We start from the raw sequence: 14006 nt of genomic DNA, 5'->3' as shown, positions 1-14006 counted from the left end.
GCCGTTGATCGCGAAGCGCTTCCTTTGCTGGTGACGCGATGGGCAAGATCAAGCGGACGGTTCCGGACAGGGACGAGGCGAAGAGCGAGCGCTTCCGCCACAAGATCGTCCAGCGGCTTTCTTCCGACCAGCGCCGTGCGCTGAACCACGGCATGGCCCGCAATGGCCGCGTGGCTGAGGCGCTCTGCTTCATGGCGCTGATCCGGGATCCGGCCCGGCGCAAGCGGCCCCTGCCGCCGGTGCCCAATGTGAGCTGCACGGCGGCGATCCGCCAGTTCTTCCGGGCCGACGACGGAGAGCAGGCGGCGCATCTCCTGCCCGGCCAAATTTCGATCGACGGAGCCTTTCCCTGGCTGTTTTTGTCGGGGCCGGCGGCGCGGCAGCTCGAAAACCTCTTCGCCTATGTCGAGCCGCTCGGCGCCGACTACAACAAGGCCGATTCAGCCGCCGAGGCGAATGGTCTGACCGACGCCTTCGCCGACGCCTGTCGGCAGATCCTGGCGGCCAGAGGCGATCCGGTCGGCGACATCACGGCGGCCTACAATCAGATCTGGCAGCCGGAGGCGCTCGCCGCCTTCGCGGCGGCTGAGGCGCAAAAGCGCAGCAGGCCGGCGCCGCCGCCGATCGTCCATGGCGAGCCCGGCGGCCTCGAATACGGCATGATCATGAACTTGGACGAGCGCGCCGCGGCTTTCGCCGACGAGTCGATCTGGGCGACCTATGAGCAGCTCAGCATCCTCGGCTACTACAAGGCGGCGATGGACGAGCTTCCGCGGCAGCTCCAACCGCGCGCGATCCGCGATATCCTGGCGCTGCCGTCGGCTTGACCTGCTGTGGCGGGCGGGCGAAGCCGGCGGCTTCATCCAACCCGCCGACAGGATCGCCATCATGACCATCGAACGCATCGGGCTGACCGCACGCTGGTGCGACGCCGCCATCTTCAACGGCATCGTCTTCCTCGCCGGGCATGTGCCGGAACAGACCGAAGGGCGCTCCCTGACCGAGCAAACCGAGGAGGTGCTGGCGCTGCTGGAGGACACGCTGGCGCAGGCGGGCAGCAGCAAGGAGCGCATCCTCAGCGTTCAGATCTTCCTGACCGACATCGCCAAGATCGGCGAGATGAATGCGGTCTGGGACAAATGGGTGGCGCCTGGCCATGCTCCGGCCCGCGCAACCGTCGAGGCGAAACTGGCCTCGCCGGGCTATGGCATCGAGATCACGGCCGTGGCGGCGAAGCGCTGAGCAGCACGTCATTCTCGGGCGGGGCGAAGCTCCGACCAGGGAATCTCCTGCCGAAGACGGTTCTGGTTTCCGAGATGCTCGGGTCAAGCCCGAGCATGACGGCGTCGCTATTTCCCGCCGCGGTCGTAGCATTCGGCGAAATAGATCATGAAAGCGTCGACGAGGCCGTTCTCGTAAGGCGCGGTCTTGGCCTCCCAGCGCGCGACATAGGCGTCCCACATCTTCGCCTTGCGCGAGCCGAGCAGGCCGCCGATGCCGCCATCCTGCGCCGTGCCCTCCGCGATGGCCTGCGGATCGAGGTCCTCGACCAGCATCTTCAGCGCGTGCTGCATGGCCGAATAGGTCTTGATCTGGTGGGCCTTCAGGTCGCGGAAGCTCTCGTCGAAGGCGCGCTTGGCATCGAGATAGCCGCTGCGCGGCTCGCCGAAGATCAGTTGCAGGGCATCGTCCACCGTCGGCGAGAATTTCAGCGGGTTGTTGTCCTGCGCCTGGATCATCGTCTGGCTGGTGCTGCGGGCGATGCGCTTGCTCTCGGCGCGGGCGGCGAGCAGGGCCTTCAGCTCCTCCGCGATCAGCCGCATCAGCCCGCCGAGCTGCTCGGCGAAGGCGCCGGGGTCCTGCGTCGCCAGGGATTGCGGCGAGACGCCCGCGCCTCTGGCGAAGCGCTGCATGAACTCGCCCATCGAGATCGGCGAGGGGCCATTCGGAATCGAAGGGGCGGGCGGGAAGGCCGGGGCAGGCCCGACGATCGGCGCCGTGGGCCCGGCTGACGCTTCCGTCGTTGCAGGACTGGGGGTGGGCTCGTCCCAAGGATGCGCCGAAGCAGGGCTTGCCGGAGGGCGGCGCGGCGTCGGGATGGGTGCGACCGGTTCGGCCGGCGGCGCGGGCGCCGGCTGGAGGGGCGCCCAGGCGAAATCGTCGCTCTGCGATGCGGGCGATGGCCAGCCGGGAGCAGGTTGTGGGGCCGGGGTGGCATCGGGAGCGGGAATGTCGGCAGCCCAGTCGATGAAGCTCGCATGCACGGGCCTGGCGTGGCTCGGCGGCATCAGGTCGCGGCGGGCAATGGGCGGGGCCGCCTCCTCGCTTCCCTCCCATAATGCTTCGGGCCGAACCGCATTAGGCGGCGGCGAAGAGGATTCCGGCTGGGCCTGCCCGGCTTCGTCTTGGATGGTCACGGCGATGATGTAGTGGCCGATCTCCAGCCGGTCGCCGTTCTGGAGCCGGTAGGGCGACTGGACGCGATGCTCGCCGCCGTTGACATAGGTGCCGTTGGTCGAGATGTCGCGCAGCCACCAGGCGCCGTCGCGGAAGCGGATCTCGCAATGCCGGCCGGAAACCGCGCGGCTCGGGTCCGGAAGCGCCCAATCGAGATGCTGGTCACGGCCGATATCGAGGCCGCGCCCGCCGCTGGCAGTCACGCTCAGCGGCCCGCCATCCGGCAGGGACGTCTGGTTCTCGATCGTCAGTGTTAGCGCCATCGCGGACGTCCCGTTGCGATCTGCGGGTCAGCGCTTGCCGGCATCGTCTTCCGCCAAACGAATGCACGCCTCGATGCAGCGATGCAAGGCGCCCTCGCGGTCGCGTGAGGGCAGGCGGTTGAGGGCGTTGAGCACGGCGATGCGCATCATCTTGGCGGTGAGATCGGGCGGGCAGGGCACGCCGTGGCTCTCGACCATGCTGCCGCCGGAGTAGCCGGCCGCCCAGGCGACCCAGGTGCCGGGCCGGGCGCGGTCCCCGGCCTGGGCGAACTTGAGCGCCTCGAAGCGCGTGCGATCTCCGGGCTCGCGTACCCAGGCTTCGGCGGCGGCAAGGCAGGAGTCCTGCGTGCCGGGCGGCTGCATCGCGCGCACGGCCTGCAGCCCCCACCAGACGGCTTCGCGCCGCGGCAACAGGAAGGCGCAGAAGCCGATCGCCTCCGTCGGCGCGGGACCCTTGGCAAGCCGGGCCAGGAAAGCAAGCGGCGGCTCGACCGTCGGCGGCATGGTGACGGCCTCATGTGCCGAGGGAAAGGTCTCGAACACCTCGCGGGCGGTGCTGAAGCGCAGGCGTGACATGGCGATTCCGGCCGTTTTCAGTTGATCGTCACCATAGGAGCCTTGATCACGACGGTGCCGTCGCTGCCGACCTCCGTGATGCCGACGCTCTTGATCTTGATGCTGGGCGAAGTGATTTCGATGCTGCCCGGCGTCATCTTGATCTTGCTCTCGCCGACCTTGAGGTTGATCTCGGTCAGCGCCTCGACATCGAGCTTGCCGTTCTGGACGTCGAGCTTGTCGTCGCCCTGCAGGAGCGTCGTCTTGCGCGAATAGCCGCCGCTCTGGAAGTTCTCGCCGATCTCGCGCGTCTCGATGTTGTTGACCACGACCTTATGGTCCTTCTCGGCGTGCATCTCGAAGACTTCCTGGCCCTTGCGGTCCTCAAACTTGATCTCGTTGTAGCAATCGGGAAAGCCGACGCCGTCGGTCGATTCCGATTTGAGGCCGGACTGGGTCTTGTTCGCCGGCAAATCATAGGGCGGCTTGTGCTGGTCGTTGACGACGGCGCCGACGATGATCGGCAGGTCGGGATTGCCCTCGATATACTCGACGATCACCTCCTGGCCGATGCGCGGGATGATCTGGCCGCCCCAGTTCTTGCCGGCCCACATCTGCGCGACGCGCGTGCGGCAGGAGGTGGAGTCGTCCTCGCGGTCCCAATGGAAGCGCAGCCAGACCCGGCCGTACTCGTCGACGTCGATATCGCCTTCCTCGCCCTGGTTGCGCTCGCCCACGACCTTGGCCGTATGCGGTCCGTAGACGGTGGGGCGTGGCGTCACGAGCGGGGCGCGGAAACGGCGGTCGCTTTTCTGCAACTCGTAGGAGCCGTGATAGAGCGCCTCATCCTGCCGGCCGGAGGAGCGATAGCTCTGGATGCCGTAGGCATGGCTGGCGCGGACGACGAGGTATTCGGCATTCTCGGCACCGGCCTGATGGTCGGAGAGCTTCATCAGCGCGCCCGGATAAAGGCTGGCTGCGTCCCCGCCGGCATAGCGCCGGTCGTCCTTGGCCTGTTCGGCCTGCGCCATCACGCGGGCAAAATGCTCGCCGCGGTCGCGCTTGGTGTAGGCGGCGGGATAGTCATAGGCCTCGTAGGATCTCGCCTTCGGGAAGCCTTCCTCGGCCCTGGCCGTCAGGTCGGATTCCGACTTCTCGAAATCATAGTCCTTGAGCCCGAACTTGCCGGTTCGCAGGCGGCGCATCGTCGACCAATGGGTGAGATGCTCGACCTGCGAGCGGGGGAAGCGCTTGCCCTGCGGCACGAAGGCATAGGCCGAAGCCGCGCCGTCGAAACTCGGCTCCGCCGCCGCCGTGACCTCGTCATGGCCGGAGCGGGAGTCGCAGAGCACCAGCTTGTGGTCGCCGTCGCTGTGCTTGAAGTAGTAGTAGACCCCGTACTGCTCCATCAGCCGCAGCACGAAATCGAGATCGGTCTCGCGATACTGCACGCAGTAGTCGATCGGCTGGAGAGTCTCGCTCGTTCTGTCCTCGAAGCTCGCGGAGCCTTCCTTGCCGAAGATCTCCTTGACGATGTCCAGCGCCGTCTTGTTCTTGAAAATCCGGCAGTCCGCCCGCTGCGAGAGCAGCCAGAGCCAGGGCCTCAGCGTGAAGCGGTAGATGTGAAGATCATCCTGCTGGCCGAGCCATTGCGCGTCGACCAGGGTGCCGTTCAGAACCCGCTCGCTCTTGTTCTTCAGCGTGAACTTGATCGAGCATTTTTCGCTCATGATGCTTTGCAGGTCGGCGTTCTCCGTTTTGCTTGCCGCCTCGATGTTGTATGTAAACAATTCGCTCAAAGCTTCGTCGGCTTCGAATTTTATAAGTGTAAACTCATCTTGGCCAGACGGCGTCGTGAATGACGCGGTTCTTTGACCTTGCCCTAGATTGGCAGACATCAACGAAATCCCTCGCCGATTGAACCTAAATTCGCCTTGACGCAACAAACAGCGGGAGTCATCGTCGGCTCCTCAAGTCTTCGTTCGCCGAATGGCGCAACTTATCGGGAGGGTTCCCATGCGCGAGCAGTCCGGCTTCATGGCCTTTGTCGCACTGACTGGCGCTGCGGTTCTCACTGTGGCCGCACCGGCGGTGGCGCAGACCTACAAGGCCGATGATATAGTCAAGCATTTCGGGCCGACGGTGGCGCCCAAGCCGGCCGTCACGCGCGGCCTGTGCGTCGGCACCGAGGCCGAGTGTGCCAAGGCCGGCCATGTGGTCGAGGTGGCGAAGCCGCCGAGCGCCTTCGATCTCATGGTGAAATTCAAATACAATTCGGACGTGCTGGAGCCGGAGGCGAAGGTCAATCTCGACGAGTTCGCCAAGGCGCTGAAGACGCCGCAGCTCGCCACGCAGACCTTCATGGTCGAGGGGCATACCGACGCCGCCGGCACGCCCGGCTATAATCTCAACCTGTCGCAGCGGCGGGCGCAGGCGGTGGTCCGCTATCTCGGCCAGCAGGGCGTGAGTCCGGCCAAGCTCGTCGCCAAGGGTTACGGCCAGGAGCGGCTGCTCGTCGCTGATCCGCTCTCCGGCGATAATCGCCGGGTGGAGACACGCCTGCGCACCGAATGAGGCGCCGGATCCGAAAACCCGGGCGGTGCGGGCTCCGCCCTCGTTGCCCAGCCTGCGAGCGGGGAGAGCGATGGCGGGTTTGAATTTCGCCGAGTTGACGAAGTCCGTTTCGGCCGAAGAGCCCTGCGGACCGGACCTTGAGGACGACAACGACTTCATGAACGTCACGGCGCGGATCGAGGTCGCGCTGCCGGCCTCGTATTTCCGCCGCGACGACGAGGGCCGCCAGGTCGCCTTCGACCGCACCAGCATCGAGTTTCCGGCCGCGTTCTCCGATCTCGGCAAGTTGCTTGAACGCACGCGCGATCTGCGTCTGCTCGTGCTCGCGGCCAAGCTGGCGATCCTCAACCGGGACGTTGCCGGTTTTGCGGGCAGCCTCTCAACCATGGCCGAACTCCTCGGCGGCCATTGGCAGGAGGTTCACCCGCGGGCCACGGACGGTGACTTCGTCATGCGCGAAGTCGCGCTGCAGGGGCTCGACGAATTGCCGACGGTGGTGCTGCCGCTGCAGCATGCGCCGCTCTTCGTCAGCCGTCGCCTCGGCCCTTTCATCTTCCGCAGCCAGCTCGTCGCCAGCGGTGAGACGCGCCTGGTCGAGGGCGAGCAGCATCCCGATGCGGGGGCGATCAACGCCGCGCTGGCGGAGGTCGACGCAGAGGAACTCACCGCCAGCCTCGGCCATATCAGTGCGGCGCGCGACGCGCTCGTTCGCCTGCGGACGATCTGGCTCGAGAAGGTCGGTGTCGATCATCCGCTCGGCTTTCCGCGCCTGGCGGCGCTTCTCGACCAGATCGCAGCCTTTCTCGACGCAGCGGTCGCGCGGCGCGTTCCGGGCCATCAACCGGCCGGGGCGGCGCCAGGGGCGAACGACGCGCCAGTGCCAGCGGCGAGCTCTGCAAGCTTCGGTCCCGGCAGCCTTTCGAACATCCTTCAAGTGAAGGATACGCTGGCCGCATGCCTCGGCTACTTTCGCAAAACCGAGCCTTCCAGCCCGGCCGTCCTGCTGATCGGACAAGCGCAGCAGCTGATCGGAAAGTCACTGATCGAGGTCATCCAGATCATGTTTCCCGAGCATGTCGACAAGGCGGTGATCGAGATCGGCGAGCTGCGCCGATTCCGGCTGCCGCTCGAGCGGCTGCCGGCGCCGGATGGCTACGGGGCAGAGAACGAGGCTGAGGCTGGCTATGCCGAGGCTTCCGAGGAACCCGATGAGAGCGGTCATGCGGAGGAAGATGCGGTCGCCGACGAGCCGGTCGGGGAGGATGCCGGCGATATCGCCGAGGCGACGGCAGTCACGGCTGCTGGGCCTGCAAATCATGCGTCGCCGGCGATCCTGATCGGCAGTCGCGCGGATGCGGTCAGCGCGATGAGAGCGATTTCCGCCTTCTATCGCCAGGTCGAGCCATCGCATCCGACGCCGCTGCTGATGGACAAGGCCTGCGGGCTGGCACAGCAGGACTTCATGTCGCTTCTCGGCAATATCCTGCCGGATGTCGCACAGATTCCGGAGAGCGACAGCTAGGTCAGTCTTTTGTCTTTGCTTTGAACCTTCCGTCTCGGTGGCGCGACTATATCGATGACGGGTGAAACCGGATAGGATGTCACGTTACGTCGGCGTGGCACGGATGCAGAGGGCGCGTAACATGGCCGGAGATTCAGGACAGAAGTTCATCCGCCGTAACAGACCACCTCGGGTCCATATCACCTATGAGGACCCGTATAACGCCGAGCAGAAGATCGAGTTGCCCTTTGTCATGGGCGTTCTCGCCGACCTTTCCGGCAATGCGTCGGCGATCGAGAAACCCGAGATCTCGCAGCGCAAGTTCCTCGACTTCGACATGGACAATTTCGATCAGCGCATGGCCGCGATCGAGCCCGCGGTGTCGTTCAACGTGGCCAACAAGCTGGGCGAGGACAGCGACGAGAAGCTCTCGGTCGCGCTGACGTTCAAAAAGTTCGAGGACTTCAATCCGGCGGCGATCGCCCGCCAGATTCCGGCGACGGCGAAGCTTCTGGAAGCGCGCGAGCAACTCGCCAACCTGCTGCGCTACATGGACGGCAAGATGGCAGCGAGCGACCAGATCAAGGCGCTGCTCGCCGATCCGCATTTGATGGCGGCGCTCAAGGACAGGCTCGGCAAGAGCGAGCCCTCAGCAGACAAGACAGCGAACTGAAGACAGGGGCACGGACCCGCCGTGTGAGCATCGCGCGAAAACGCGGGAACCGGTTTTCGCAGAAGCGATGCTCTCGGGTGATCGAGGGTCCGTCAGGCGGTTAAGCGAGCGAGGCGGCAATGGCAGCGGAAGCACAAACCCAGCAGCCCGGTGGCGCGGCTGTAGAGACCCGCGAGATCGATGATTTCTCGGCGATCCTCAAGCAGAGTTTCAAACCCAAGACCGAACGGGCGGCGACCGAGGTCGAGAATGCGGTCGCGACCCTGGTCAACCAGGCTCTGGCGGATTCGACCCTGATCAAGGGCGATGTCATCGACACGGTCGAGGAGATGATCGCGAGGCTCGACGCCAAGCTGACCGAGCAGATGAACGAGGTGCTGCACGCACCCGAATACCAGAAGATCGAGAGCGCCTGGCGCGGACTCAACTACCTCGTCTTCAACTCCGAGACCGATGCTCAGTTGAAGATCAAGGTGATGAACGTCTCGAAGAACGAGCTCGCCCGCAATCTTAAGACCTATCCCGGTGCGCGCTGGGACCAGAGCCCGCTGTTCAAGCAGGTCTATGAGCAGGAGTTCGGCCAGCTCGGCGGCCAGCCCTTCGGCTGCCTGGTCGGCGATTATCACTTCAGCCATGTCCCGACCGATGTGCAGCTCCTGCGCGATCTGTCGAAGGTCGCGGCGGCGGCGCATGCGCCCTTCTTCGCGGGCGCCGAACCGACCCTGATGGGCATGGATAGCTGGACGGAGCTGTCGAACCCGCGCGATCTCGGCAAGGTCTTCGATACGCCGGACTACGCCGCCTGGAAGGGGCTGCGGGATGCGGCCGACTCGCGCTATGTCGGCCTGTGCCTGCCGCGGGTGCTTTCCCGCGTGCCCTACGGCGCCAAGTCCGAGCCGGTCGAGGAGTTCGCCTTCGAGGAGGACACCGACGGCCATCGTGGCGAGAAATACGCCTGGATGAACGCGGCCTATGCGATGGCGGTGAACGTCAACCGCGCCTTCAAGGAATATGGCTGGTGCACCCGCATCCGCGGCGTCCAGTCGGGCGGGGAGGTGCTGAACCTGCCGACGCATACCTTCCCGACGGATGATGGCGGCATCGACCTGAAATGCCCGACCGAGATCGCGATCAGCGACCGGCGTGAGGCGGAGCTGGCCAAGTCCGGCCTGATCCCGCTGATCCATCGCAAGAACACCGACAAGGCCGCTTTCATCGGCGCCCAGTCGCTCTACAAGCCCAAGGCCTTCTCGGGGCCGGACGGCGTGGCGGCGACCGCCTCCGACAACCTGTCCGCGCGGCTGCCCTACATGTTCGCGGTCTCGCGCTTCGCGCACTACCTGAAATGCATGGTTCGCGACAAGGTCGGCTCCTACAAGGAGAAAGAGCCTCTGCGCCGCTGGCTGCAGGAGTGGATCACCGAATATGTCGACGGCGATCCGGTCAATTCCAGCGAAGAGACGAAGGCGCGGCGCCCGCTCTCCGACGCGCGCATCGACGTCTTCGAGGACGAGGAGAACCCTGGCTACTACTCGGCCAAGTTCTATCTGCGGCCGCACTTCCAGCTCGAAGGCATGGATATCGGCCTGAGCCTGGTCTCGCGACTGCCAGCTCCCAAGCAGTGACCGCCACCTGATCGTCAGGTGACGGCGGCAACGAGAATCTTCGGCGCGTCGGCCCGCCCGGGCGGCGCGACAGGAGAGGTGCGTCCACCGGTCCGCTCACGGAAGTGAGCATCCCACCATTCACACTCTGGAGGTAAACATGGCTACCGACTTCCTGCTCGAGATCGACGGCATCAAGGGCGAAAGCAAGGACAAGACCCACAAGGACACGATCGAGGTGGATTCCTTCTCCTGGGGCGTCTCGAACGCCGGTTCGCATGCCGCGAATGCCGGCGGCGGCGCCGGCAAGGCGAGCTTCCAGGACGTCCATTTCACCTCGCAGGTCGGCAAGGCCTCGACCAATCTTGCGCAGGCCTGCGCCAGCGGCAAGCATATCAAGAAGGCGGTGCTCTATGTCCGCAAGCAGGGCGAGCAGCAGAAGGACTATTATGTCGTGACGCTGGAGGACCTGCTGGTGTCGAGCTATCAGTCCGGCGATGCAGTCGGCGGCAACAGCATCCCGACCGACCAGTTCTCGCTGAACTACGCCAAGATCAAATTCGAGTACAAGCCGCAGAAGGCCGATGGCGATCTCGATGCGGCGATGACGATGACCTGGGACATCAAGGCCAACGCGAAGTAGTGCAGGCGCCGGTTCCGCCGGCATCGGACCGAAAAGTGGAACGCGCCTTTCGGACCCATCCGATGCCTCGGCAAAGGGCTGGATCGCCATTCCGCGTCCGTGAGGACGCCGGGCGATCCGGCCGGAACCGGCACCTTGCCAGCCGGGCGGAGTAAGATGACTGATCCGATCGCGAAGAAGCGACTGCGGCCGCCTCTGATGTTCGCCTTTCGGGAAGCGCATCTGGAAAAGGATGCGAAGACTGCGCTCGACCTGAGGGACGAGGGCGGCGAGCGCGTGATTGCGAACCGGCGTGCGGCGCCGCGCGCCGCCATCACCGAACAGAAGCTCAGGCGCGAGATCGCGCTCGACCTCGAGGCTTTGGTGAACACTATCAACCTCGCCTCCGCGCTCGATCTCGGGGGGCTGGAGCATGTGCGCCGCTCCATCCTCAACCACGGCTTTCCGGATCTGACGCGGCTGTCGATCGACGAGCATCGTGTCGATACGATCCGAGAGGATCTGGCTGGTGTCCTGATGGGCTACGAGCCGCGGCTGATCCGCAAGTCGATTGCCGTCGAGCGGGACCACGCGCTGGATCCGGCCGAACTCAAGGTGCGTTTCCTCGTGCGCGCCGATCTCAACTGCGAGCCGCTCAACGTGCCCGTGGAGTTCGTCGCGGATCTCGAACTCGATACCGGCAAGATCGCGATCAAGGGGCGCTGACGCGATGAACCAGGAGTTTCTCGACCTCTACAATCAGGAACTCCGGCTCTTCATGGAGCACAGCAAGGAGTTCGCCGAGGAATACCCCGGCATCGCCGAGCGGCTGGGAGGGCTTGTCGGCGAGCGCATGGACCCGATGGTCGGTGGGCTGCTGGAAGGCGCCGCCTTCCTTGCTGCGCGCGTGCAGCTGAAGCTGAAGCATGAATTCCCCGAGTTCACCAACAACCTCCTCGAACAGCTTCTGCCGAACTACCTCGCGCCGACACCCTCGGCGCTGCTCGCCGGCATCACCCCGCCTTATTCAGATCCAGGCCTGCGCGAGGGCGTCCGGATTCCGCGTGGTTCTTACGTCGACGCGACCTATCTCGAACGCGAGCGGCGCGTCGCCTGCCGTTACCGCCTCGGCGCGGACGTCATGCTCTGGCCCTTCGAGATCACGGCGGCGGAATATGTCCCCGCGCCGGGGCCGCTGCAGGCGCTCGGCCTCAAGGCCGGGCCGCGCGCGCTGGCGGGGCTGCGCCTGACGCTTACGCATCGCGTCATGGCCGATCCAGTGCAGGAGCCTTCGGCGGCCGACGCGCTCAAGAACCCGGCGAGTTGGTTCGCCGGATGCCGCGCCCGGGAGCTGAATTTCCATCTGCTCGGCGGCGAGGGCGATGCGGTCGCGCTCTACGAGCAGCTTTTCGCGAACTGCATCAGCATCCATTTCCGCCATCTCGACCCGTTCGGCGATCCGGTGGTGACGCCGGGCGAGGGCTGCCGGCTGGAGCAGATCGGCTTTGACGAGGACGAGGGGCTGCTGCCGGCCGATGCCCGCATCTTCCGCGGCTTCGAATTGCTGCGCGAATTGTTCTGGTTCCCGCGCAAGTTTCTCGGCTTTCGGCTGGATGGGCTGGACGCGATCATGCCGAAGCTCACCGCCAAGACGGTCGAGATCATCTTCGTCTTCGACGAGGTCAATACGCGGCTGCCGGGCGCCGTGCGCAAGGAGATGTTCGCGCTCTACGCGGCGCCTGCGGTCAACCTCTTCGAGAAGACGGCCGACCGCATCCCGGTGAAGAGCAATCAGCACGAATTCCATGTCGTGCCGGACCGGAGCCGCGCGCTCGACTACGAGCCGCACAGCATCCTGTCAGTCCACGCGCATTATGCCGGCGGGCGCGAGAAGCAGCCGGTGCACCCGCTCTATTCCTCGCCCGAGGGCGCGTCACCGCTGCAGGGGCTGCACTACACGCAAAGGCGCCTGCCGCGGCGACGCTCCTCGGCCGAGCGGCGGCAGGGGCGCGCCTCCGACTATACGGGCACGGAGATGTTCATCTCGCTGGTCGAGCCGGCGAAGATCGCCGACAGCACTTCGGTGGCCGAGCTCAGCGTGCGGGCGCTCTGCTCCAACCGGCACCTGACCGAGCATCTGCCGACGGGCGTCGGCGGCGCCGATTTCCGGCTGATCGACAATGTCTCGCTCGATGTCGTGTGCCTCGCCGGACCAACGCCGCCGTGCGAGCCCATCGTCTCGCAGCTGCGCTTGCGGGCGGAGACCGCGAGCACCGGCGTCGTGACCTGGCGATTGATCAACCTGCTCAGCCTCAACCAGCTCGGCCTCGTCCAGCGCGGAGCAGGGCAGAACGGCGAGGCGCTGCGCGAACTGCTCTCGCTGTTCGCTGACCTTGCCGACAGTGCGACGGAGCGGCGCATCCGCGGCATCAAGGATGTCGACAGCCGCCCCGTCGTGCGCCGCTTCCCGCAGCGGGCCGGAACGGGGGCAGGGCGCGGTCTCGAGATCACCGTTCTGCTCGATGAGAAGGCCTTCGAGGGCTCGGGCGTCTTTCTGCTCGGGGCGGTGCTCGACCGCTTCTTCGCCGAATACGCGGCGATGAACCATTTCACCCAGACAGTGATCCGCACGGTCGAGCGCGGCGAAGTCATGCGCTTTCCGCCGCGTGCCGGCTCGAGGCGCATCCTGTGACGGAAAAGGCCGCCACCCCGCTGGAAAGGGCGCCGGATTATCAGGCGCAGCTCGAAGCCGAGCCCTGGCGTTTCGACTTCTATGCGGTGATGCGCCGGCTGGAGCGCAGCTTCCCCGAGAAGCCGCGCATCGGCGATGTCGCCTCGCGGCGCGAGGAATATGTCGCGCTGGGAGAGCAGGCCTTCCTTGATTTTCCGGCCTCGACCATCGCGGAGGCGGATCGCGATGCGCAGGGCAGGCTCCGGCTCTTCGTCAAGTTCCTCGGCTTGCTCGGTCCGCAAGGCGCGCTGCCGCTGGCGACGACCGAGGAGAGCTATCACTGGCAGATCGCGCGGGACGATGCCTTCCCGCGCTTCCTCGACATCCTCAACCATCGCTTCCTGCAGCTGTTCTACAGGGCCTGGGCGGATTCGCGGCCGATCGCGCAGCATGACCGGCCCGATCTCGACCGCTTCGCCGCCTATATCGGCAGCATGATCGGCGTGGGCTCGAAGCCCTATCGGGATCGCGACAGCGTGCCCGATGCCGAGAAGCTCACCCATGCCGGGTTGATCGGCGCGCAGGCGAAATCCGCCTCGCGGCTGCAGCGCTTCCTTGCCGGACTGTTCAAGGCGGATGTCGAGATCGAGCAGTTCGTCGGCATGCGCCTCGTCTTCGATCCCGCCGACCGGACGCGCCTTGGGCAGGCGCATTGCGCGCTGGGCGGCGACGCGCTGCTCGGCGCCAGCGTCTACAGCGTCGAGGACAAGTTCCGCGTGAAGATCGTGGCTGGTGATCTCGGGGAGTTCGAGCGCTTCCTGCCGAATGGCGACCGCTGCGCGCCGCTGGCGGATGCGGTCTTCCTGCATCTCGGCGAGCAGTTCGAGTGGGAGGTCGAGCTTGCGCTGCCGGTGGGCGAGGCGAAACCCGTCAGGCTCGGCCAGTCCGGCCATCTCGGCTGGACGAGCTGGATGGCGCCGAACTGGGCCGTCGAGGAAGGCGCGCTGCGCCGCGACGCCCGTTTCCATCCTGCCGAGCGAATGCGCCTGAAACGCAGCGGCGCCGCCTAACCGATACTCCAAGGGG

Annotated in this window: 13 protein-coding genes; 10 read left to right on the top strand and 3 right to left on the bottom strand. The window is 65.7% G+C overall.

From position 1 onward, the window contains the following. Window positions 1-38 precede the first annotated feature (38 nt). Both AB4Z16_RS18815 and AB4Z16_RS18810 read left to right on the top strand, forming a co-directional pair. Window positions 39-827, top strand: coding sequence for a hypothetical protein (locus AB4Z16_RS18815; protein WP_441512868.1), 789 nt, complete (start codon window positions 39-41; stop codon window positions 825-827). 61 nt (window positions 828-888) lie between these two features. Next, window positions 889-1242, top strand: coding sequence for a RidA family protein (locus AB4Z16_RS18810; RefSeq protein ID WP_441512867.1), 354 nt, complete (start codon window positions 889-891; stop codon window positions 1240-1242). Window positions 1243-1349: 107 nt separating this feature from the next. On the opposite strand, the gene tagH is transcribed toward AB4Z16_RS18810, so the two are convergent. Genes tagH through AB4Z16_RS18795 form a run of 3 tightly spaced genes read right to left on the bottom strand, consistent with a single transcriptional unit; the run spans window position 1350 to window position 5173 of the window. Beyond that, complete coding sequence (gene tagH / locus AB4Z16_RS18805; RefSeq protein WP_441512866.1) at window positions 1350-2720, bottom strand: type VI secretion system-associated FHA domain protein TagH; 1371 nt, start codon at window positions 2718-2720, stop codon at window positions 1350-1352. 27 nt (window positions 2721-2747) lie between these two features. Continuing rightward, complete coding sequence (locus AB4Z16_RS18800) at window positions 2748-3296, bottom strand: DUF6931 family protein (RefSeq protein WP_441512865.1); 549 nt, start codon at window positions 3294-3296, stop codon at window positions 2748-2750. Window positions 3297-3313: 17 nt separating this feature from the next. Continuing rightward, on the bottom strand, window positions 3314-5173 hold the full coding sequence (locus tag AB4Z16_RS18795; protein ID WP_441512864.1) for a type VI secretion system Vgr family protein: 1860 nt from the start codon (window positions 5171-5173) through the stop codon (window positions 3314-3316). Between the two features lie 118 nt (window positions 5174-5291). On the opposite strand from AB4Z16_RS18795, the gene AB4Z16_RS18790 reads away from it, so the two are divergent. From AB4Z16_RS18790 to tssG, 8 genes are all read left to right on the top strand, one after another. Then, on the top strand, window positions 5292-5849 hold the full coding sequence (locus AB4Z16_RS18790; protein WP_441512863.1) for an OmpA family protein: 558 nt from the start codon (window positions 5292-5294) through the stop codon (window positions 5847-5849). Window positions 5850-5919: 70 nt separating this feature from the next. Continuing rightward, the gene (locus tag AB4Z16_RS18785) at window positions 5920-7371 is read left to right on the top strand and encodes a type VI secretion system protein TssA (protein WP_441512862.1); all 1452 of its coding nucleotides are present in this window, start codon (window positions 5920-5922) and stop codon (window positions 7369-7371) included. Between the two features lie 121 nt (window positions 7372-7492). Further along, entirely contained in the window at window positions 7493-8023 is a 531-nt protein-coding gene (gene tssB, locus AB4Z16_RS18780; protein WP_441512861.1) for a type VI secretion system contractile sheath small subunit, read from the top strand. A gap of 119 nt (window positions 8024-8142) precedes the next feature. Then, on the top strand, window positions 8143-9648 hold the full coding sequence (gene tssC / locus AB4Z16_RS18775) for a type VI secretion system contractile sheath large subunit (RefSeq protein ID WP_441512860.1): 1506 nt from the start codon (window positions 8143-8145) through the stop codon (window positions 9646-9648). Window positions 9649-9787: 139 nt separating this feature from the next. Next, entirely contained in the window at window positions 9788-10270 is a 483-nt protein-coding gene (locus tag AB4Z16_RS18770) for an Hcp family type VI secretion system effector (protein ID WP_441512859.1), read from the top strand. Between the two features lie 156 nt (window positions 10271-10426). Further along, window positions 10427-10975, top strand: coding sequence for a type VI secretion system baseplate subunit TssE (locus tag AB4Z16_RS18765; protein WP_441512858.1), 549 nt, complete (start codon window positions 10427-10429; stop codon window positions 10973-10975). 4 nt (window positions 10976-10979) lie between these two features. Next, window positions 10980-12941, top strand: coding sequence for a type VI secretion system baseplate subunit TssF (gene tssF / locus AB4Z16_RS18760; protein WP_441512857.1), 1962 nt, complete (start codon window positions 10980-10982; stop codon window positions 12939-12941). Continuing rightward, window positions 12938-13990: a type VI secretion system baseplate subunit TssG gene (gene tssG, locus AB4Z16_RS18755; RefSeq protein WP_441512856.1), complete on the top strand. Its 1053-nt coding sequence runs from the start codon at window positions 12938-12940 to the stop codon at window positions 13988-13990. Before tssF ends, tssG begins: the two co-directional genes overlap by 4 nt. The last annotated feature ends 16 nt before the right edge of the window (window positions 13991-14006 follow it).

The organism is Allobosea sp. TAF32, from assembly GCF_052113585.1.
Lineage (GTDB): Bacteria > Pseudomonadota > Alphaproteobacteria > Rhizobiales > Beijerinckiaceae > Allobosea.
Note: the sequence above shows the minus strand (reverse complement) of the source record. Positions and strands in the feature narration are given on the sequence as shown.

What these genes read in the sequence shown, in the direction of transcription:
- AB4Z16_RS18815 (WP_441512868.1), top strand. Translation starts at nt 39, where the DNA reads ATGGGCAAGATCAAGCGGACGGTTCCGGACAGGGACGAGGCGAAGAGC.
- AB4Z16_RS18810 (WP_441512867.1), top strand. Translation starts at nt 889, where the DNA reads ATGACCATCGAACGCATCGGGCTGACCGCACGCTGGTGCGACGCCGCC.
- tagH (WP_441512866.1), bottom strand. Translation starts at nt 2,720, where the DNA reads ATGGCGCTAACACTGACGATCGAGAACCAGACGTCCCTGCCGGATGGC.
- AB4Z16_RS18800 (WP_441512865.1), bottom strand. Translation starts at nt 3,296, where the DNA reads ATGTCACGCCTGCGCTTCAGCACCGCCCGCGAGGTGTTCGAGACCTTT.
- AB4Z16_RS18795 (WP_441512864.1), bottom strand. Translation starts at nt 5,173, where the DNA reads ATGTCTGCCAATCTAGGGCAAGGTCAAAGAACCGCGTCATTCACGACG.
- AB4Z16_RS18790 (WP_441512863.1), top strand. Translation starts at nt 5,292, where the DNA reads ATGCGCGAGCAGTCCGGCTTCATGGCCTTTGTCGCACTGACTGGCGCT.
- AB4Z16_RS18785 (WP_441512862.1), top strand. Translation starts at nt 5,920, where the DNA reads ATGGCGGGTTTGAATTTCGCCGAGTTGACGAAGTCCGTTTCGGCCGAA.
- tssB (WP_441512861.1), top strand. Translation starts at nt 7,493, where the DNA reads ATGGCCGGAGATTCAGGACAGAAGTTCATCCGCCGTAACAGACCACCT.
- tssC (WP_441512860.1), top strand. Translation starts at nt 8,143, where the DNA reads ATGGCAGCGGAAGCACAAACCCAGCAGCCCGGTGGCGCGGCTGTAGAG.
- AB4Z16_RS18770 (WP_441512859.1), top strand. Translation starts at nt 9,788, where the DNA reads ATGGCTACCGACTTCCTGCTCGAGATCGACGGCATCAAGGGCGAAAGC.
- AB4Z16_RS18765 (WP_441512858.1), top strand. Translation starts at nt 10,427, where the DNA reads ATGACTGATCCGATCGCGAAGAAGCGACTGCGGCCGCCTCTGATGTTC.
- tssF (WP_441512857.1), top strand. Translation starts at nt 10,980, where the DNA reads ATGAACCAGGAGTTTCTCGACCTCTACAATCAGGAACTCCGGCTCTTC.